This is a genomic window from Variovorax sp. YR266, assembly GCF_900107295.1.
Lineage (GTDB): Bacteria > Pseudomonadota > Gammaproteobacteria > Burkholderiales > Burkholderiaceae_C > Variovorax.
This window is the reverse complement of the sequence record NZ_FNPM01000005.1, coordinates 23,710-43,708: the sequence shown is the minus strand read 5'-3', so window position 1 is coordinate 43,708 and position 19,999 is coordinate 23,710. Positions and strand designations below refer to the sequence as shown.

The 19,999-nt window shown below is 65.0% G+C and carries 18 protein-coding genes; all 18 read left to right on the top strand.

The annotated features are described in order from the left end of the window. The first annotated feature begins 55 nt into the window (after nt 1-55). The gene (gene tsf, locus BLW48_RS14560; RefSeq protein ID WP_093056542.1) at nt 56-979 is read left to right on the top strand and encodes a translation elongation factor Ts; all 924 of its coding nucleotides are present in this window, start codon (nt 56-58) and stop codon (nt 977-979) included. 95 nt (nt 980-1,074) lie between these two features. Beyond that, nucleotides 1,075-1,797, top strand: coding sequence for a UMP kinase (pyrH, locus tag BLW48_RS14555; protein ID WP_093056543.1), 723 nt, complete (start codon nt 1,075-1,077; stop codon nt 1,795-1,797). Nucleotides 1,798-1,808: 11 nt separating this feature from the next. Next, complete coding sequence (frr, locus tag BLW48_RS14550) at nt 1,809-2,369, top strand: ribosome recycling factor (RefSeq protein ID WP_093056544.1); 561 nt, start codon at nt 1,809-1,811, stop codon at nt 2,367-2,369. A gap of 8 nt (nt 2,370-2,377) precedes the next feature. Then, the gene (uppS, locus tag BLW48_RS14545) at nt 2,378-3,097 is read left to right on the top strand and encodes a polyprenyl diphosphate synthase (RefSeq protein WP_093073873.1); all 720 of its coding nucleotides are present in this window, start codon (nt 2,378-2,380) and stop codon (nt 3,095-3,097) included. A gap of 19 nt (nt 3,098-3,116) precedes the next feature. Beyond that, nucleotides 3,117-3,962 (top strand): phosphatidate cytidylyltransferase, encoded by an 846-nt coding sequence (locus BLW48_RS14540; RefSeq protein ID WP_093056546.1) that lies wholly within the window; start codon nt 3,117-3,119, stop codon nt 3,960-3,962. Continuing rightward, complete coding sequence (gene ispC / locus BLW48_RS14535; RefSeq protein WP_093175738.1) at nt 3,959-5,149, top strand: 1-deoxy-D-xylulose-5-phosphate reductoisomerase; 1,191 nt, start codon at nt 3,959-3,961, stop codon at nt 5,147-5,149. Before BLW48_RS14540 ends, ispC begins: the two co-directional genes overlap by 4 nt. Before the next feature lie 33 nt (nt 5,150-5,182). Continuing rightward, complete coding sequence (rseP, locus tag BLW48_RS14530; RefSeq protein WP_093175736.1) at nt 5,183-6,556, top strand: RIP metalloprotease RseP; 1,374 nt, start codon at nt 5,183-5,185, stop codon at nt 6,554-6,556. A 39-nt stretch (nt 6,557-6,595) separates the two neighbouring features. After that, a complete protein-coding gene (gene bamA, locus BLW48_RS14525) occupies nt 6,596-9,028 on the top strand; it encodes an outer membrane protein assembly factor BamA (protein ID WP_093175733.1) in 2,433 nt (810 codons plus the stop codon). Continuing rightward, entirely contained in the window at nt 9,029-9,574 is a 546-nt protein-coding gene (locus tag BLW48_RS14520) for an OmpH/Skp family outer membrane protein (RefSeq protein WP_093056550.1), read from the top strand. A 14-nt stretch (nt 9,575-9,588) separates the two neighbouring features. Beyond that, a complete protein-coding gene (lpxD, locus tag BLW48_RS14515) occupies nt 9,589-10,566 on the top strand; it encodes a UDP-3-O-(3-hydroxymyristoyl)glucosamine N-acyltransferase (protein WP_093073881.1) in 978 nt (325 codons plus the stop codon). A 23-nt stretch (nt 10,567-10,589) separates the two neighbouring features. Beyond that, nucleotides 10,590-11,039, top strand: coding sequence for a 3-hydroxyacyl-ACP dehydratase FabZ (fabZ, locus tag BLW48_RS14510; RefSeq protein WP_013541729.1), 450 nt, complete (start codon nt 10,590-10,592; stop codon nt 11,037-11,039). A gap of 29 nt (nt 11,040-11,068) precedes the next feature. Next, nucleotides 11,069-11,857 (top strand): acyl-ACP--UDP-N-acetylglucosamine O-acyltransferase, encoded by a 789-nt coding sequence (lpxA, locus tag BLW48_RS14505; protein WP_093073883.1) that lies wholly within the window; start codon nt 11,069-11,071, stop codon nt 11,855-11,857. Nucleotides 11,858-11,867: 10 nt separating this feature from the next. Beyond that, nucleotides 11,868-13,016 (top strand): lipid-A-disaccharide synthase, encoded by a 1,149-nt coding sequence (gene lpxB / locus BLW48_RS14500; protein ID WP_093176348.1) that lies wholly within the window; start codon nt 11,868-11,870, stop codon nt 13,014-13,016. Continuing rightward, complete coding sequence (gene rnhB, locus BLW48_RS14495; protein ID WP_093175730.1) at nt 12,988-13,710, top strand: ribonuclease HII; 723 nt, start codon at nt 12,988-12,990, stop codon at nt 13,708-13,710. The genes lpxB and rnhB overlap by 29 nt, the downstream gene beginning before the upstream one ends. A gap of 7 nt (nt 13,711-13,717) precedes the next feature. Beyond that, nucleotides 13,718-14,503, top strand: coding sequence for a TrmH family RNA methyltransferase (locus BLW48_RS14490; RefSeq protein ID WP_093175728.1), 786 nt, complete (start codon nt 13,718-13,720; stop codon nt 14,501-14,503). Between the two features lie 142 nt (nt 14,504-14,645). Beyond that, nucleotides 14,646-15,839: a glutamine-hydrolyzing carbamoyl-phosphate synthase small subunit gene (carA, locus tag BLW48_RS14485; protein ID WP_093175725.1), complete on the top strand. Its 1,194-nt coding sequence runs from the start codon at nt 14,646-14,648 to the stop codon at nt 15,837-15,839. After that, nucleotides 15,832-19,080, top strand: coding sequence for a carbamoyl-phosphate synthase large subunit (gene carB / locus BLW48_RS14480; protein ID WP_093056555.1), 3,249 nt, complete (start codon nt 15,832-15,834; stop codon nt 19,078-19,080). The genes carA and carB overlap by 8 nt, the downstream gene beginning before the upstream one ends. Nucleotides 19,081-19,088: 8 nt before the next feature. Beyond that, entirely contained in the window at nt 19,089-19,958 is an 870-nt protein-coding gene (locus tag BLW48_RS14475; protein ID WP_093056556.1) for a Kdo hydroxylase KdoO, read from the top strand. Nucleotides 19,959-19,999: the final 41 nt, after the last annotated feature.

Genomic DNA, 19,999 nt, shown 5'->3' with positions numbered 1-19,999 from the left:
GGCTTTGGTGCCCCTTTTTTTTAACCTGATTTTTGGATTTACGGAGATACCACAAATGGCTGCAATCACCGCAAGCATGGTCGGCGAACTGCGCGCAAAGACCGACGCGCCGATGATGGAGTGCAAGAAGGCCTTGACGGAGGCCGACGGCAACATGGAAAAGGCCGAAGAGCTGCTGCGCATCAAGCTCGGCAACAAGGCTGGCAAGGCATCGGGTCGCATCACCGCTGAAGGCGTGGTCACGGCTTTTGTCGACGGCGCTGCCGGCGGCATGATCGAAATCAACTGCGAAACCGACTTCGTCACCAAGAACGACAGCTTCCTGGCCCTGGCCAACGCCGCCGCCATGCTGGTCGCGAAGAACAACCCCGCGGACATCGCTGCGCTGGGCGCACTCGCCTATGAGCAAGACGGCTTCGGCCCCACGCTCGAAGACGTGCGCAAGGGCCTGATCGGCAAGATCGGCGAGAACATGAGCTTCCGCCGCTTCAAGCACTTCGCTGGCAACGGCAAGCTGGCTTCGTACCTGCACGGCACGCGCATCGGCGTGATGGTCGAGTTCGAAGGCGACGACACGTCGGCCAAGGACGTGGCGATGCACATCGCCGCCATGAAGCCGGTTGCCATCCAGGCATCGGACGTGCCTGCCGACCTGATCGAAAAAGAGCGCGCAGTTGCCAAGGGCAAGGCCGACGAAGACCGCAAGACGGCCGAAGCCGAGGGCAAGAAGCCGCAGCCGGACGACATCGTTGCCAAGCGCATCGAAGGCGGCGTGCAGAAGTTCCTCAAGGAAGTCTCGCTGCACAACCAGCCGTTCGTGAAGAACGACAAGCAGACCGTTGAGCAGATGCTCAAGGCCGCCAGCACCACGATCAAGGGCTTCACCCTTTACGTGGTCGGCGAAGGCATTGAGAAGAAAGTTGACGACTTCGCAGCCGAGGTGGCCGCGCAAGTTGCAGCGGCCAAGGCTGCTGCTTAAGCCTTTAAGGCTCAACGGCGGTGCGCCCACGCGCGCCGCCGTTTTTTCATCGCTACGTTTTACACTCGTCCCAGTCCAACCAAAGGAAATTGCCCATGTCTGATGCCCGCCCAGCCCACAAGCGAATCTTGTTGAAGCTGTCGGGAGAGGCGTTGATGGGCGATGACGCCTTCGGCATCAACCGCGCGACCATCGTGCGAATGGTGCAGGAGGTGGCCGAGGTCGTGAACATGGGCGTGCAGGTGGCGGTCGTGATCGGTGGCGGCAACATCTTCCGCGGCGTCGCGGGGGGCTCGGTCGGCATGGACCGCGCCACGGCCGACTACATGGGCATGCTGGCCACGGTCATGAACTCGCTGGCGCTGGCCGATGCAATGGACAAACAGGGCCTCGTGGCTCGTGTGATGTCCGCCATTGCCATCGAGCAGGTGGTCGAGCCCTATGTGCGCCCCAAGGCCCTGCAATACCTCGAAGAGGGCAAGGTCGTGGTGTTCGCAGCCGGCACGGGTAACCCGTTCTTCACCACCGACACGGCCGCTGCGCTGCGCGGTGCCGAGATCGGTGCCGAACTGGTGCTCAAGGCGACCAAGGTCGACGGCGTCTACACCGCCGATCCCAAGACCAACCCCGACGCAACGCGCTATGTCTCGCTCAGCTTCGACGAGGCGATCGCAAAGAATCTCGGCATCATGGACGCCACGGCCTTTGCGCTGTGCCGCGACCAGAAGCTGCCGATCAAGGTGTTCTCGATTCTCAAGAACGGCGCATTCAAGCGCGTCGTCATGGGCGAGGACGAGGGCACGCTGGTGCATGCCTAGGAGTATTTGAGATGACCATTGCAGATATCCGCAATGCGACCGACGCGAAGATGAATCAGTCGCTCGCCGCATTCCAGAACAACCTTACGAAGATCCGTACCGGCCGCGCCAACTCTGCGCTGCTCGACTCGATCCATGTCGAGTACTACGGCTCGCAGGTGCCGTTGAGCCAGGTGGCCAACGTGTCGGTGCTCGATTCGCGCACCATCAGCGTCCAGCCTTGGGAAAAGGGCATGGGCGCCAAGATCGAGAAGGCCATCCGCGAAAGCGACCTGGGCCTGAACCCCGCCTCCATGGGTGACCTGATCCGCGTGCCGCTGCCCGCCATGAGCGAAGAGCGCCGCAAGGAAATGACCAAGCTGGTCCGCAACGAAGGCGAAACCGCCAAGGTCGCCACGCGTAACCTGCGCCGCGATGCGAACGAGTCGGTCAAGAAGCTGGTCAAGGACAAGCTGGCGTCCGAAGACGACCAGAAGCGCGCTGAAGCCGAGATCCAGAAGGTCACCGACCGCCACATCGCGGAAATCGACCGTCTGGTCGCGGCCAAGGAAGCGGAGATCATGGCCGTTTGAGGCCTGTCATGGCCTCTTCAGCGCCACGCATTCCCCACCACGTTGCCATCGTCATGGACGGCAACGGCCGTTGGGCCACGCGGCGCTTCCTGCCCCGCGTCGCGGGGCACAAGCAGGGCGTCGAATCGCTGCGCCGCTGCGTCAGGGCCTGTGCTGACCGCGGCGTGGGCGTACTCACGGTGTTCGCGTTCTCGTCCGAGAACTGGAACCGTCCCGTCGAGGAAGTCTCCGGCCTCATGGACCTGATGGTCGGTGCACTGGCCCGCGAGGTGCCCAAGCTCAGCGCCGATGGCGTGCGGCTGCATTTCGTCGGCGAACGGGCCGGCCTGTCGCCGAAGATGGTGAAGGGCCTGGTCGACGCCGAGCTGGCCACGGCGCACAACACGCGCATGGTGCTCAACGTCTGCTTCAACTACGGCGGCCGCTGGGACATCGCGCAGGCCGCCGCCAGGCTGGTGGCGCAGGGCGATGCGATCACCGAGGCGAGCCTCGACCGCGCCATGGCCCTGGCCCATGTGCCTGACCCCGACCTGTTCATCCGCACGGGCGGCGAGCAACGGTTGTCCAACTTCCTGCTCTGGCAGAGTGCCTACGCCGAGCTTTTCTTCAGCGACAAGCTGTGGCCCGAATTCGACGAAGCTGCGCTGGACGAGGCCATTGCCGCGTTCCAGGGCCGTGAGCGGCGCTTCGGCCAAACCTCGGCACAGGTCAAGACCGCCACGGCCTGAGGGCCTGACAACTTCCCGCATGCTCAAACAACGCATCCTCACGGCGATCGTGCTGCTCGCGATCCTGCTGCCAGCGCTGTTCTATCGAAACTACATCCCCTTCGCCTGCGTCATGCTGGTGTTGATCGGCGCTGGCGCCTGGGAGTGGGGGCGTCTGAATGGATACGGCCAGCGGCTGTCGGTGTTTCTCGGCGTTGAAACGGTGGTGCTGTGCGCGCTGTCCTGGTGGCTGGGGCTGCTGGAGCAGCCGTTGGTCCTGATGTGGACCCTGGCCAGTGCAGCCTGGGTGCTGGGCGGCGCAGCGCTGCTGCGGGTGGCGGTGCCGGGCTGGCCCCGCATTCCGCGCGGGCTGCGGCTGGTCGGCGGCTTGCTGGCACTGTGGGTGGCATGGCTTGCCGCAGTGCAGGCACGCATGATCGGCATCAACTTCCTGCTGTCGATCCTGGTGCTGGTGTGGGTGGCCGACGTGTTCGCCTATTTCGCCGGCCGCGCCTTCGGCCTGAAGTTCACCCGCAACAAGCTCGCGCCCGCGATCAGTCCCGGCAAGAGCTGGGAAGGCGTGTGGGGCGGAATGATCGGCGTGGTGGTGCTGGCCTTTGCCTGGGTCTGGGCCGACAAGGCCACCGGCGCGACCGTGGCCAGCCTCTATACCCGTCTCAACGAGCGTGGCTGGTGGCTTTTGCTGCTCGCCGCGCTGTTCCTCGCGGCCATGAGCGTCGTGGGTGACCTCGTCGAATCTCTCATCAAGCGCAGCGCCGGCGCCAAGGACAGCAGCCGGCTGCTGCCCGGCCACGGCGGCGTCCTCGACCGCGTGGATGCCCTCTTGCCGGCGCTTCCCATTGCCATGATGCTGGCTTTCCTGTGAACACACCCAGAAGACAACGCGTCACGGTGCTCGGCTCGACCGGTTCGGTCGGCGTGAGCACGCTCGACGTCATTTCGCGGCACCCCGAGCGTTTCGAAGTGTTTGCCCTTTCGGCGGCTACCAAGGTCGACGAGTTGCTGGCGCAGTGCGCTCAGTTCTCGCCCCGGTTCGCCGTGATGGCCAGTGCGCCGCATGCTGCGTTGCTGGCTGAAAAGTTGAAGCAAAACAGCCTGAAAACGGTTGTTCTGGCGAGCGATGATGCTCTCGAAACGATAGCGTCTCACGACGAAGTCGATGCTGTGATGGCCGCCATCGTCGGTGCGGCGGGCCTTGGCCCTTGCCTGGCCGCCGCGCGCGCCGGCAAGCGGCTGCTGCTGGCCAACAAGGAAGCGCTGGTCGTCGGCGGCGAACTCTTCATGCGTACCGTGCGCGAAGGCGGCGCGACGTTGCTGCCTATCGACAGCGAGCATTCGGCCATCTTCCAGTCGCTGCCTGAAGACCCGTCCACCTGGGCGCGGCGTATTGACAAGATCATCCTGACCGCATCGGGTGGCCCGTTCCGCACTCGTGCGCCGGAAACCCTGGGTACGGTGACGCCCGAACAGGCCTGCGCCCATCCGAACTGGGTCATGGGCCGCAAGATTTCGGTCGACTCGGCCACCATGATGAACAAGGCCCTCGAAGTGATCGAGGCGCGTCACCTGTTCGGTGTCGCGCCTGATCAGATCGAGGTCGTCATTCATCCGCAGAGCGTGGTGCACTCGATGGTGCAGTTCACCGATGCTTCGGTCATCGCCCAGCTCGGTACGCCCGACATGCGGGTGCCGATCGCGGTGGGCCTGGCTTGGCCTGAGCGCATCGAGAGCGGTGCTGCGCGGCTCGACTTCCGCCAGATGGCCTCGCTGACCTTCGATGCGCCCGACGCAGCACTCTTTCCCGGACTGGGCCTGGCATGGCACGCGCTGCGCGCCGCGCCGGGCACGACGGCGGTGCTCAATGCCGCCAATGAGGTCGCAGTTGAAGCTTTCCTGAACCGCCGCCTGCGTTTTGATTGCATACATGCGGTCAACATGGAAACTTTGGAAAGGGTCGCCCCCTCCAAGCCGGCATCGCTGGCCGACCTGCTGGCGATCGATGCCAGCGCCCGCGCGGCGGCTAATGCCGCGGCGCTGCGTTTCGCAGCCTGACCTGACGACCCTCCGTAGAGACCAAGGACCCCGATGCTGCTCACTGTCATAGCCTTTGTGGTCGCACTCGGTGTCCTGATCGCGGTGCACGAATACGGACACTACCGCGTGGCTGTTGCCTGTGGAGTCAAAGTCGAGCGTTTCTCCGTGGGATTCGGCAAGGCGCTGCTGCGCTGGCAGCCCAAGCGCCAGCATCCGGGGCAACAGACCGAGTTCGTCATCGGTGCATTCCCGTTCGGCGGCTACGTCAAGATGCTCGACGAGCGCGAGGGGCCGGTCGCGCCTGAAGAGCGCCATCGCGCCTTCAACACCCAGCCTTTGCGTTCCCGAGCGGCCATTGTTGCGGCGGGGCCGATCGCCAATCTGCTGCTGGCTGTCGTGCTTTACACGGCCGTCAACTGGATCGGCGTGCAGGAGCCGGTCGCCAAGCTCGCGCGGCCGGTCGCCGCCTCTCTGGCCGAAGCGGCGGGCCTGCGCGGCGGCGAGCACATCACGCAAGCGGGCTTCGATGGCGACCTGTCGCCGGTCCAGTCCTTCGAGGATCTGCGCTGGCGCATGACGCGTGGCGCGCTCGATGGCCATGACCTGACGCTCGAAGTCGCAGGGGAAGCCGGCCGGCCGGCGCGCCAGCTGGTACTGCCGCTGAGCCGCATGGAGACCAAGGACGCCGATCCGCAGATGTTCCGCAAGATCGGCGTAGTGGCACCCCTGACCCGGCCTGAGATCGGCGAAGTCATGGCGGGCAGTGCGGCGGAAAGCGCCGGCCTGCGCAACGGCGACGTGGTGCGCGCCATCGGCGACACGGCCATCGTCGACGGGCAGCAGCTGCGCGAGGTGATCCGGGCGTCGGTCGATGGTGACCAGCCGCGCACCCAGGCCTGGCAGGTCGAGCGCGGCGGCCAGCCGCTCAAGATCGACGTGAAGCCCGAGGTGCGGGAAGAGGGCGGCGTCAAGGTGGGACGCATCGGCGCCTACGTTGGTGCACCGCCCGAAATGGTGACGGTGCGCCAGGGGCTGGTCGACGGTGTCTGGCGTGGTGTGGTGCGCACCTGGGAGGTGTCCGCCCTGACCGTGCGCATGATGGGCAAGATGGTCATCGGCGAGGCTTCGCTCAAGAACCTGAGCGGTCCACTCACGATTGCCGACTACGCTGGCAAGTCCGCAAGCCTCGGTTTTACTCAGTATCTGGTCTTCCTGGCGCTCATCAGCGTGAGCCTCGGAGTCCTCAATCTCATGCCGCTGCCGGTCCTCGATGGGGGACACCTGATGTATTATCTTTGGGAGGGCCTGACCGGCAAGAGCGTCTCCGACGCTTGGATGGAACGGCTTCAGCGCGGGGGTGTGGCCCTGCTGCTGGTCATGATGTCGGTCGCACTCTTCAACGACGTCACACGGCTCTTTGGTTAACTTTCTGCCCGGCCCTTTCCGTGCCGGCTCAATTCTCAGATGAACAAAAACTTCAGTCGCTTTCGCCTGCGTAGCGTTGCCGCGGTGGTTGCCAGTGCGCTCGCAGCCACGGCAGCCTGGGCCGTAGAGCCTTTCACGGTGCGCGACATTCGCGTCGAAGGTCTGCAACGCGTCGAAGCCGGTACGATCTTCGCGTCGCTGCCGCTGCGCGTGGGCGATACCTACAGCGACGAGCGCGGTTCCGCCGCCATCCGTGCGCTGTTCGACCTGGGGTTGTTCAAGGATGTGCGCATCGACGTGAACGGCAACGTGCTGGTGGTGATCGTCGAAGAGCGACCGACCATTGCAGACGTCGATTTCGTCGGCACCAAGGAATTCGACAAGGCCGCGCTGCAGAAGGCGCTGCGCGAAGTCGGCCTGACCGATGGCCGTCCCTACGACAAGGCACTGGCTGACCGCGCCGAGCAGGAGCTCAAGCGCCAGTACGTGAGCCGCAGTCTCTACAACGCGCAGGTCGTGACCACTGTCACGCCCATCGAGCGCAACCGCGTCAACCTGACCTTCACCGTGACCGAAGGCGAGTCGGCCCGCATCCGCGAAGTGCACGTGGTCGGCAACAAGGCCTTCAGCGAATCGACGCTGCTGAGCCTGTTCGATCAGGACAGCGGCGGCTTCATGAGCTGGTACACCAAGTCGAACCAGTATTCGCGCGCCAAGCTCAACGCCGACCTCGAAACGCTGCGCTCGTACTACATCACCCGCGGCTACCTCGAGTTCCGCATCGACTCGACCCAGGTCGCCATTTCGCCGGACCGCAAGGACCTGACGGTGACCGTGAACATCAGCGAAGGCGAGAAGTTCGTGGTGTCGAGCGTCAAGCTCGACGGCAACTACCTCGGCCGCGACGACGAGTTCAAGTCACTCATCACCATCAAGCCGGGCGAGCCCTACAACGGCGAGCAGGTCACCGAGACCACCAAGGCCTTCAACGACTATTTCGGCACCTTCGGCTATGCGTTCGCACGCGTGCAGGCGCGCCCCGATATCGACCGCGCGAACAACCGCGTGGCGCTCACGCTGCAGGCCGAGCCCTCGCGCCGCGTGTACGTGCGTCGCGTTTCGGTGGGCGGCAACAACAAGACCCGCGACGAAGTCATCCGTCGCGAGTTCCGCCAGTACGAAGCCTCCTGGTACGACGGCGACAAGATCAAGCTGTCGCGCGACCGCGTGGACCGCCTGGGCTTCTTCACCGAAGTGAACGTCGAAACGCAGGAGGTGCCCGGCTCGCCCGACCAGGTGGACCTGACCGTCAACGTGGCTGAAAAGCCCACCGGCAGCCTGCAACTCGGCGCCGGCTACTCGAGCGCCGAAAAGGTCGCGCTGACCTTTGGTATCTCGCAGGAAAACGTGTTCGGCTCGGGTAACTTCCTGGGCGTGCAGGTCAACACCAGCAAGTACAACCGCACGCTGTCGGTGACCACGACCGACCCTTACTTCACGCCGGACGGCATCTCGCGCACGATCAGCGTCTACCACACCACGACGCGCCCGTATCAGACCTCCACCGATGGCGACTACAAACTGGTGAACCAGGGCGCTTCCATCCGTTTTGGCGTGCCGTTCAGCGAAGTCGATACCGTCTTCTTCGGCATCGGTCTCGAGCGCTATGCGTTCGATCCCAACAGTTCGACTGCATTCTCCGGCCTGTACACGCCGCCGTCTTATCTTGCCTATTTCCAGTGCCAGAAGGATGCCACGGGCCTGCTGGTGGTCAATTGCGACCAGAAGAGCGTCTGGGGTGTTCCGCTGAGCGTCGGCTGGGGCCGTGACAGTCGCGACAGTGCGCTGATCCCGACCACGGGCCGTCTGCAGCGCGCCAACCTCGAAGTGGGCGCGGCCGGGGACATGAAGTACATCAAGACGAACTACCAATACCAGCAGTTCTTCGCGATCAGCAAGCAGTACACCTTCTCGATCAACGGCGAAGTCGGCTATGCCAAGGCGCTCGGCAACAAGGTCTACCCGATCTTCAAGAACTTCTATGCCGGTGGCCTGGGTTCCGTCCGTGGCTTCGAGCAGAACTCGCTGGGGCCGCGCGATGCCCCTCTGTTTCTCCAGAGCGAAGGTGCAGCTCTCGGTGGCACCAAGAAGGCAGTCTTCAATGCCGAACTGAGCACGCCGTTCCCGGGTGCCGGCAACGACCGCACGCTGCGCTTGTACGGCTTCTTCGACGCCGGCAACGTGTTCGGCACGCGTGCCGCTGGCGTGACCGACGAGCAATGGAAGGCCGAGAAGAAGTTGCGCGCGTCGGTCGGTCTGGGCGTCAGCTGGATTTCGCCGCTGGGCCCGCTGCGTCTTGCTTATGCCTTCCCAGTCAGGTCTCAGAAGGAAGTGGGGCAGCCGTTTACAGCCGGGTATATCCCGAAGGATAGAATTCAGCGCCTCCAATTCCAGATCGGAACGTCTTTCTAAATGAAGCATTTGATTCGCGCTGCGGCAGGCGCGTTGTTGATTCCCGCTCTCGCATTCGCTGCGGTGCCCGCCCAGGCGCAGGAAACCTTTCGCATCGGTTTCGTGAACCCGGACCGCGTGCTGCGTGAGGCGCAGCCGGCCAAGACTGCCCAGGCGAAGCTCGAAGCCGAATTCCTGAAGCGCGAGAAGGACCTGACCGCACAAGGCGACGCCCTGAAGGCGGCTTCTGAGAAGTTCGAGCGCGAGGCGCCGACCCTGTCGGAAAGCCAGCGGGTCACGCGCCAGCGCGCGCTGGTCGACCAGGACCGCGACTTCCAGCGCAAGCGCCGTGAATTCCAGGAAGACCTGAACGCGCGCAAGAACGAAGAGCTCCAGCAAGTCTACGAGCGTGCCAACCGCGTGGTGAAGCAGGTGGCCGAGGCCGAGAAGTACGACGCCATCCTGCAGGAAGCGATCTACATCAATCCGAAGCACGACATCACCGACAAGGTGATCAAGGCGCTGAACGCGTCGGTCGGCTCTCCTGCGCCCGCGGCCGGCAAGTAACGCCGCGAACCGGCGTGTCACTGCAGCTCGGAGCCATCGTTGACGCCCTTGGGGGCGAGCTTCATGGCGATGCGGCGCTGTCCATCGAGCGGCTTGCGCCGCTGCAGAATGCACAGCCCGATGCGCTCAGCTTCCTGAGCCATCCCAAATACCAGCAGGAACTGGCGGCCTCGAAGGCCGCCTGCGTGATCGTCTCGCCCGCCATGCGCGAGGCGGCCGCGGCGCGTGGCGCTTTCATCGTCACGCCCGATCCGTACTTCTACTTTGCCCGCCTGACGCAGCTCTGGAAGGCGCATCACGCGCGTCCGGAGGCCGACCGGATCCATCCCAGCGCGGTGATCCACGCCGAGGCGCAGGTCGACGCCACGGCGCGCATCGGTGCGCTGTGCGTGGTGGAGCGGGGCGCACGCATCGGCGCGGGCACGGTGCTGAAGTCGCGCGTGACGGTCAGTGAAGACTGCTTCATCGGCGAGCGCTGCCTGCTGCACCCTGGCGTGGTCATCGGCGCTGACGGCTTCGGCCTCGCGCCGCACGAGGGGCGCTGGGTCAAGATCGAGCAACTGGGTGCGGTGCGCATCGGCAACGACGTCGAAATCGGCGCCAACACCTGCATCGACCGCGGCGCGCTCGACGACACCGTGATCGAAGACGGCGTGAAGCTCGACAACCTGATCCAGATCGGCCACAACGTGCGCGTCGGCAAGAACACGGCCATGGCGGGTTGCGTCGGCGTGGCTGGCAGCGCCACCATTGGCGCCAATTGCACCTTTGGCGGCGGCGCCATCGTGCTGGGCCATCTGACAGTGGCCGACGGCGTGCACATATCCGCCGCGACCGTGGTCACCCGTTCAATTCACAAGGCCGGCCAGTACACCGGTATGTTTCCCATCGATGACAATGCGAGCTGGGAAAAAAATGCGGCAACGCTCAAGCAGTTGCACAGCCTGCGCGAACGACTGAAGGCGCTGGAGAAAGCTCCCTCGAAAAAATGACGACGATGCAGGAACAGAAAATCATGACGACGACGCTCGATATCCATCAAATCCTCAAGCTGCTGCCCCACCGATACCCGTTCCTGCTGGTGGACCGCGTGCTCGACATGGAAAAGGGCAAGCGCATCACCGCGCTCAAGAATGTGACGATGAACGAGCCGTTCTTCAACGGCCACTTTCCGCACCGCCCGGTGATGCCGGGCGTGCTGATGCTCGAAGCCATGGCCCAGGCCGCGGCCCTGCTGTCGTTCCATTCGCTCGACATCGTGCCGGACGACAACACCGTCTACTACTTTGCCGCCATCGACGGCGCGCGCTTCAAGCGCCCGGTGGAACCCGGCGACCAGCTGACGCTCGAAGTCGAAATCGAGCGCATGAAGGCGGGCATTTCCAAGTTCAAGGGCCGGGCCCTGGTGGGCAGCGAACTCGCCTGCGAGGCGACGCTGATGTGCGCCATGCGCCAGATAAGCTGATCCTGCCCCAGCCAGTCGTTTCACAAGGCATGACCCAGGTTCATTCGACAGCACTCGTCGACCCCAAGGCACAACTCGACGCCTCGGTGTCGGTTGGGCCCTATACCGTGATCGGCCCGCACGTGCGGGTGGGCGCGGGTACCACCATCGGTGCGCACTGCGTGATCGAAGGGCGCACGACCATCGGGCGCGACAACCGGATCTTCCAGTTCTCGTCTCTCGGCGCCATACCGCAGGACAAGAAGTACGCCGGCGAGCCGACTGAGCTCGTCATCGGCGACCGCAACGTGATCCGCGAGTTCTGCACCTTCAACCTCGGCGTGCCGGGCGCGGGGGGCGTGACGCGCGTGGGCAGCGACAACTGGATCATGGCGTACACGCACATCGCGCACGACTGCCGTGTCGACAACCACACCACCTTGTCCAACAACACCACGCTGGCGGGGCATGTGCACCTGGCCGACTGGGTCACGGTCGGCGGGCTCACGGGCATTCACCAATTCGTTTCGATCGGTGCCCACGCCATGCTTGGCTTTGCCAGCGCTGTTACGCAAGACGTGCCTCCCTTCATGCTGGTCGACGGTAATCCGCTGGCTGTGCGCGGCTTCAATGTCGTCGGCCTGCGTCGGCGCGACTTTTCCGCCGAGAGGCTCGCGGCGGTGAAGCAGATGCACCGCCTGCTGTATCGCCAGGGCAAGACGCTCGAAGAGGCGCGCGCGGGCATCGCCGCGCTCGCGACGGAAATGCCGGAAGCGGCAGGCGACGTCGCGCTGATGGAAGCCTTCCTCGCCAACTCGACGCGCGGCATCGCGCGCTGACGTGACGGCGATGCAGAAGGACGAACAGCGACGTTTCGCGCTGGTCGCAGGTGAAGCCTCCGGCGACCTGCTGGCGGGACTGCTGCTCGACGGCCTCCAGGCTCGTTGGCCCGATCTCCAGACCGCCGGCATCGGCGGCCCCCGCATGCTGGCCCACGGCTTCCAGAGCTGGTGGCCCCAGGAAAAGCTCGCGGTGCGCGGCTACATCGAGGTGCTGCGGCATTACGCCGAGATCGCCGGCATTCGCCGCAAGCTCAAGGCCCGACTGCTGCAGGAGCGCCCCGGACTCTTCATCGGCGTCGACGCGCCCGATTTCAACCTCGACCTCGAGGCCGGCCTGCGCAGCCACGGCATGAAGACGGTGCACTTCGTCTGCCCGTCGATCTGGGCCTGGCGGCCGGAGCGCGTCGAGAAGATCCGGGCGGCGGCTGACCATGTCTTGTGCATCTTCCCGTTCGAGCCTGCATTGCTGGCGGAGCACGGCGTGGCCGCGAGCTATGTCGGCCATCCCATCGCCAACGTGATCCCGATGACGCCCGACCGTGCCGCTGCACGCGCCACACTGGGCTTGGTGCCTGATGCGCAGGTCGTCGCCTTGCTGCCGGGCAGCCGCCGCTCGGAAATTCGCTACCTGGCCGCCCGTTTCTTCGCTGCAGCCGCATTGATGCAGAAGGCGCGGCCGGAACTCCAGTTCGTGGCCCCCATCCTGCCGGGCCTGCGAGCCGAGGTTGAGGTCCTGCTGCAGGCCAGCGGCATGGCCGGGCGCGTGAAGCTGCTCGATGGCCAGTCGCATGCCGCGCTGGCCGCCTGCGACGCCACGCTGATCGCCAGCGGCACCGCCACGCTCGAGGCGGCTCTGTTCAAGCGGCCGATGGTCATCGCCTACAACATGAATGCGCTGTCGTGGCGTTTCATGCAACGCAAGCAATTGCAGCCGTGGGTCGGCCTGCCCAACATCCTGTGTCGCGAGTTCGTGGTGCCGGAGTTGCTGCAGGAAGCCGCCACGCCCGAGGCGCTGGCCCAGGCCACACTGGCCTGGCTCGATGCGCCCGGGAAAACGCAAGCCTTGCAACAAAGATTTTCAGAGCTGCATGTGCAATTGCAGCGCGATACGCCGACACTTTGCGCCGATGCGATCCAGAAAGTTCTTGAAGGCTGAACAGGCCCCGCTGGTGTGGGACGCACCGGGGCTGATGGCGGGCGTCGACGAGGCGGGGCGTGGCCCCCTGGCCGGTCCGGTGGTGGCTGCGGCCGTGATCCTCGACGACCTGCGGCCGATTCGCGGCCTGGCCGATTCCAAGACTCTCACGGCCCTGCAGCGCGAACGCTTGCATGACCAGATCCTGGCGAAGGCGCTGTGCTGTTCCATCGCGCAGGCCACCGTCGAAGAGATCGACACCCACAACATCCTGCAGGCCACCATGCTCGCGATGCGTCGCGCGGTCGAGGGGCTGCGGCTGAAGCCCGTCAAGGTGTTGGTCGACGGCAATCGCCTGCCCACGCTCGACGTGCTGGCCGAAGCCATCGTCAAGGGCGATTCGCGGGTGAAGGCTATTTCCGCTGCGTCGATCCTGGCGAAAGTGCACCGCGACCGGCTGTGCGAGCAGTTGCATGTCGAATTTCCGCACTACGGCTTTGCCGGCCACAAGGGCTACGGCACGCCTGAACACCTGGAAGCGCTGCAGCGCCATGGCGCGTGTGTGCACCACCGCAGGTCGTTCAGCCCGGTGGCCGCGGCGCTCGCCCGCACGGGCGGCGTCTTGAATGTGGTGCTGCCGGCCGAATCTGAGCAACCGGCGATGCTGGTTGGGGTCGCCGAGGCCGTGCGCCCTGAACTCCGCGCCGCGCCCTGAACACCCGATGACCTCCGACACCGGCGCCAGCCACATCAGCTCGCGCGACAACCCGCTGCTCAAGGACCTGCGCAAGCTCGCGCAGGACCCGGGTGCTTACCGCAAGCTCGGCCGTCTCTGGCTCGAAGGCGATCATCTGTGTCGGGCGGCGCTGGCGCGGGGCGTCAAGCCCGCGATTGCCGTATTTTCGGAGTCTTTCTGGCCCCAAGCGCCCGCTGAATGGGCGAGCGGCGCTATCAAAACCGTAGTGGTTGCCGACGACCTGCTGCGCGGCGTCAGCGGGTTGGAATCGCCTGCGCCCATGGGCTTCGTGCTCGACCTGCCGTCCCGCCCGGAACTGATTCCCAACGCCCCCAGCGTCGTGCTCGACCGCCTGCAGGACGCCGGCAATGCGGGTTCCATCCTGCGCAGCGCCGCCGCCTTCGGCTTCACCCAGGTGATCACGCTCAAGGGCACGGCCGCGCTGTGGGCCCCGAAGGTGCTGCGCGCCGGCATGGGTGCCCATTTCGGCCTGCGGCTGATCGAAGGCGTGGACGCCGACGTGCTCGACGGCCTGAAAGTGCCGCTGGTGGCGACCAGTTCGCACCACGGCGAATGGCTCCACAAGGCCGAACTGCCGCATCCCTGCGCCTGGCTCATGGGCCACGAGGGGCAGGGCGTTTCGCCCGCGCTGGAAGCCCGGGCGACACGCCACATCCGCATTGCGCAGCCGGGCGGCGAGGAGTCGCTCAACGTGGCCGCTGCCGCCGCAATCTGCCTGCATGCGAGCGGAGCAGCCCTGCAGGCCAAATAACACACTCAGTCCGGGCTACAATCGGGGGCTTACTCGCAAATCAGCGTCGCCCGGCCGCCTTTAACGCCAAAATCCCCTTAAGCAGCAGCTCGCAGGCAACGCGCCTGGGGCTCCGGGCGACCGTAACCATCCGGAGAACCCAGTGCTTTTGTCTCTCAAGGGAAGTTTCCCGCCCGCCATCCTGGCGCTCGCAGACGGCACGGTCTTTCAAGGCAATTCGATCGGAGCCGCCGGCTCCACGACCGGTGAAGTGGTGTTCAACACCGCCATGACCGGTTACCAGGAAATCCTCACCGACCCGAGCTACTGCCAGCAGATCGTGACGCTCACGTATCCGCACATCGGCAACTACGGCGTCAACGGGGAAGACATCGAAGCCGACAAGATCCATGCCGCGGGCCTGATCATCAAGGACCTGCCCCTCGTCGCCTCCAACTTCCGCAAGACCGCCACGCTGACCGAATACCTCGTGTCCGGCAAGACGGTGGCCATCGCGAACATCGATACCCGCAAGCTCACGCGCCACCTGCGCACCCACGGCGCGCAGAACGGCTGCATCCTGGGCCTGGCCGAAGGCGAAGCCGTCACGCAGGCGCTGATCGACAAGGCCATCGCCGCCGCCAAGGCCGCGCCGAGCATGTCGGGCCTCGACCTCGCCAAGGTGGTGTCGGTCAAGCAGACCTACGAATGGACCGAAACCGAGTGGAAGCTGGGTGCGGGCTACGGCGTGCAGATCACGCCGAAGTTCCACGTCGTCGCCTTCGACTACGGCGTCAAGAAGAACATCCTGCGCATGATCGCGCAGCGCGGCGCGCGCATCACCGTGGTGCCGGCGCAGACGCCCGCGGCCGACGTGCTCAAGCTCAAGCCAGACGGCATCTTCCTGGCCAACGGCCCCGGCGACCCGGAGCCCTGCGACTACGCCATCAGCGCCGTCAAGGAACTGATCGAGACCGGCATTCCCACCTTCGGTATCTGCCTGGGCCACCAGATCATGGCGCTGGCCTCCGGCGCGAAGACCTTCAAGATGAAGTTCGGCCACCACGGCGCGAACCATCCGGTGAAGGACCTCGACAACGGCCGCGTGAGCATCACCAGCCAGAACCACGGCTTCGCGGTCGACGAGAAGTCGCTGCCGGCCAACCTGCGTCCCACGCACATCAGCCTGTTCGACAACACGCTGCAGGGCCTGGCGCGCACCGACAAGCCCGCGTTCTGCTTCCAGGGTCACCCTGAAGCCTCGCCGGGTCCGCACGACATCGGCTACCTGTTCGATCGCTTCACGGCACTCATGGAAAAGAACAAGACGGAAAAGACGGAGAAAGAGAATGCCTAAGCGCACAGACCTCAAATCGATCCTCATCATCGGCGCCGGCCCGATCATCATCGGCCAGGCCTGCGAGTTCGACTACTCCGGCGTGCAAGCCTGCAAGGCGCTGCGCGAAGAGGGCTACAAGGTCATCCTGATCAACAGCAACCCTGCGACGATCATGACCGACCCGGCCACGGCCGACGTCACCTACATCGAGCCCATCACCTGGCAGACGGTCGAGAAAATCATCGCCAAGGAGCGCCCCGACGCGATCCTGCCGACCATGGGCGGCCAGACCGCGCTCAACTGCGCGCTCGACCTGTGGCGCAACGGCGTGCTCGACAAGTACACCGGCGCGGCCACCAACAAGCCGGTCGAGCTGATCGGCGCCACGCCTGAAGCCATCGACAAGGCCGAAGACCGCCTGAAGTTCAAGGACGCGATGACCAAGATCGGACTGGGCTCGGCCCGTTCCGGCATTGCGCACTCGATGGACGAAGCCTGGGCCGTGCAGAAGTCGGTCGGCTTCCCGACCGTGATCCGCCCCAGCTTCACGCTCGGCGGCACCGGCGGCGGCATCGCCTACAACCCGGAAGAATTCGAGACCATCTGCAAGCGCGGCATCGAAGCCTCGCCCACCAACGAGCTGCTGATCGAAGAATCGCTGCTCGGCTGGAAAGAGTACGAGATGGAAGTCGTGCGTGACAAGGCCGACAACTGCATCATCGTCTGCTCGATCGAAAACCTCGACCCGATGGGCGTGCACACCGGCGACTCGATCACCGTGGCCCCCGCGCAGACGCTGAGCGACAAGGAATACCAGATCCTGCGCAACGCCTCGCTGGCCGTGCTGCGCGAGATCGGCGTCGATACCGGCGGCTCGAACGTGCAGTTCTCCATCAACCCGAAGGACGGCCGCATGGTCGTCATCGAGATGAATCCGCGCGTGTCGCGTTCGTCGGCGCTGGCCTCCAAGGCCACGGGCTTCCCGATCGCCAAGGTCGCGGCCAAGCTGGCCGTGGGCTACACGCTCGACGAGCTGCGCAACGAAATCACCGGTGGCGCGACGCCCGCGTCGTTCGAACCATCGATCGACTACGTGGTCACCAAGATCCCGCGTTTCGCGTTCGAGAAGTTCCCGCAGGCCGACTCGCGTCTCACGACGCAGATGAAGTCGGTGGGCGAGGTGATGGCCATGGGCCGCACCTTCCAGGAGTCGTTCCAGAAGGCCCTGCGCGGCCTCGAAGTGGGCGTGGACGGTCTCAACGAGAAGACGCAAGACCGCGAAGTGCTCGAGAAGGAACTGGGCGAGCCCGGCCCCGAGCGCATCTGGTACGTGGGCGATGCTTTCGCCATGGGCCTGAGCGTGGATGAAGTGTTCGCGCTGACCAAGATCGACCCCTGGTTCCTGGTGCAGATCGAAGAGATCGTGAAGATCGAACTCGAGCTCGAAACCAAGTCGCTCGACGACATCGACCGCGACACGCTGCTGGCGCTGAAGAAAAAGGGCTTCTCCGACCGCCGCCTCGCCAAACAGCTCAAGACCACCGACACGGCCATTCGCGAGAAGCGCCGCGCCCTGGGCGTGCGCCCCGTCTACAAGCGCGTGGACACCTGCGCGGCCGAGTTCGCGACCAACACGGCCTACATGTACTCGACCTACGAGGACGAGTGCGAAGCCGACCCGACGGACAAGAAGAAGATCATGGTGCTCGGCGGCGGTCCCAACCGCATCGGCCAGGGCATCGAGTTCGACTACTGCTGCGTGCACGCCGCGCTCGCCATGCGCGAGGACGGCTACGAGACCATCATGGTCAACTGCAATCCCGAGACCGTGTCGACCGACTACGACACCTCGGACCGTCTGTATTTCGAGCCGCTCACGCTCGAAGACGTGCTCGAGATCGTCGACAAGGAAAAGCCGCTCGGCGTGATCGTGCAGTACGGCGGCCAGACGCCTTTGAAGCTCGCGCTCGACCTCGAAGCGAATGGCGTGCCGATCATCGGCACCTCGCCTGACATGATCGACGCGGCCGAAGACCGCGAGCGCTTCCAGAAGCTGCTGCACGAGCTGGGCCTGCGCCAGCCGCCGAACGCCACCGCGCGCACCGAACCCGAAGCGCTCGAAAAGGCCGCGGCCCTCGGTTATCCGCTGGTGGTGCGCCCGAGCTACGTGCTTGGCGGCCGCGCGATGGAAATCGTGCACGAGCAGCGCGACCTCGAGCGCTACATGCGCGAAGCCGTCAAGGTCAGCAACGATTCGCCGGTGCTGCTCGACCGCTTCCTGAACGACGCCGTCGAGTGCGACGTCGACTGCATCCGCGACGCCGAAGGCGGCACGCTGATCGGCGGCGTGATGGAGCACATCGAACAGGCCGGCGTGCACTCGGGCGACTCCGCCTGTTCGCTGCCGCCCTATAGCCTGAACGCCGACACGGTGGCCGAGCTGAAGCGCCAGAGCGCCGCGATGGCGGCTGCGCTGAACGTGGTCGGCCTGATGAACGTGCAGTTCGCGATCCAGCAGAAGGACGGCAAGGACGTCATCTACGTGCTCGAAGTGAACCCGCGTGCTTCGCGTACCGTGCCCTATGTGAGCAAGGCCACCGGCATCCAGCTCGCCAAGGTGGCGGCACGCTGCATGGCAGGCCAGTCGCTGAAGTCGCAAGGCATCACGAAGGAAGTGACGCCGCCGTACTTCAGCGTGAAGGAGGCCGTGTTCCCGTTCGTCAAGTTCCCGGGCGTGGACACCATCCTTGGCCCCGAGATGAAGTCGACCGGCGAAGTGATGGGCGTGGGCAAGACCTTCGGCGAAGCCTTCGTGAAGTCGCAACTGGGCGCCGGCACGCACCTGCCGAAGTCGGGCAAGGTCTTCATCTCGGTGAAGAACAACGACAAGGCGCGCGCGGTCGAAGTGGCGCGCGGCCTGGCGAAGCTGGGCTTCGAGCTGATTGCCACCAAGGGCACGGCCGCCGCCATCAGCGCTGCCGGCATCGAGTGCGCAACGGTGAACAAGGTGACCGAAGGTCGCCCGCACATCGTGGACATGATCAAGAACAACGAGATCGCGCTGGTCATCAACACGGTGGAAGAGCGCCGCAACGCGATTACCGACTCGCGGCAGATCCGCACCTCGGCACTGCTGGCGCGTGTGACTACCTTCACCACGATCTTCGGTGCCGAAGCCGCGGTCGAGGGCATGGGCTTCATGGACGAACTCGGCGTGATCTCGGTGCAGGAGATGCACGCGCAACTGGCTTCGGCCTGAGCGTCATCATGGAAACGCAGCTCGTCGAACTGGACCTGACGGACTGGAACGCAGCCACGCCCAACGAGGCGTGGATCGCGGAATTGGAAGCGGGCAAGGTGCTGTACTTTCCGCGCCTGGGCTTCGAGCTGCTGCCCGAAGAGCGCAGCCTGCTCACGCCCAGCCTGCTGTCGCCCGACGTGCGCAACATCAGCCTCGACGCCAACGGCAAGCTCAAGGGCGCGGTTGGCGACGAGGCGGTGCAGCGCATGGCGGCCGCGATGGTGGGGCGCTTTCGGGCGCAGGCCACGCAGCTGATTCACGGGCTGCTGCCGCACTACACGCCCGCCTTGCGGCTCGCACCTACCAGCTACCGACCGGCGAAGGTCGAGACGCGGGTGCAGTCGTGGCGCGCCGACGACCGGCGTTTGCACGTCGATTCGTTCCCGTCGCGGCCGAACTACGGCGAGCGCATCCTGCGCGTCTTCACCAATGTCAACCCTGAAGGCGCGCCGCGGGTGTGGCGCGTGGGCGAGCCGTTCGAGGACGTTGCCAAGCGCTTCCTGCCGCGCGCCAAGCCCTATGTGCGCTGGCAGGCAAAGCTGCTGCGCGCCTTGCGCGTGACCAAGTCGTTCCGCAGCGAGTACGACCACCTGATGCTGCAGCTGCACGACGGCATGAAGTCGGACATGGCGTACCAGGAAAACTCGCCGCAGGAAACCGCCAAGTTCCCGCCGGGCTCGGTGTGGGTGTGCTTCTCCGACCAGACCTCGCACGCCGTGATGGCGGGCCAATACATGCTCGAGCAGACCCTTCATCTGGCCGCTTCGAAGCAATACAATCCCGAATCGAGCCCGCTCGCCATCCTGAGCCGGCTGACCGGACGCACACTCGTCTGATCAATTCCCTCAATCGACCGCCGAACGGCAGCGTTCGGCGG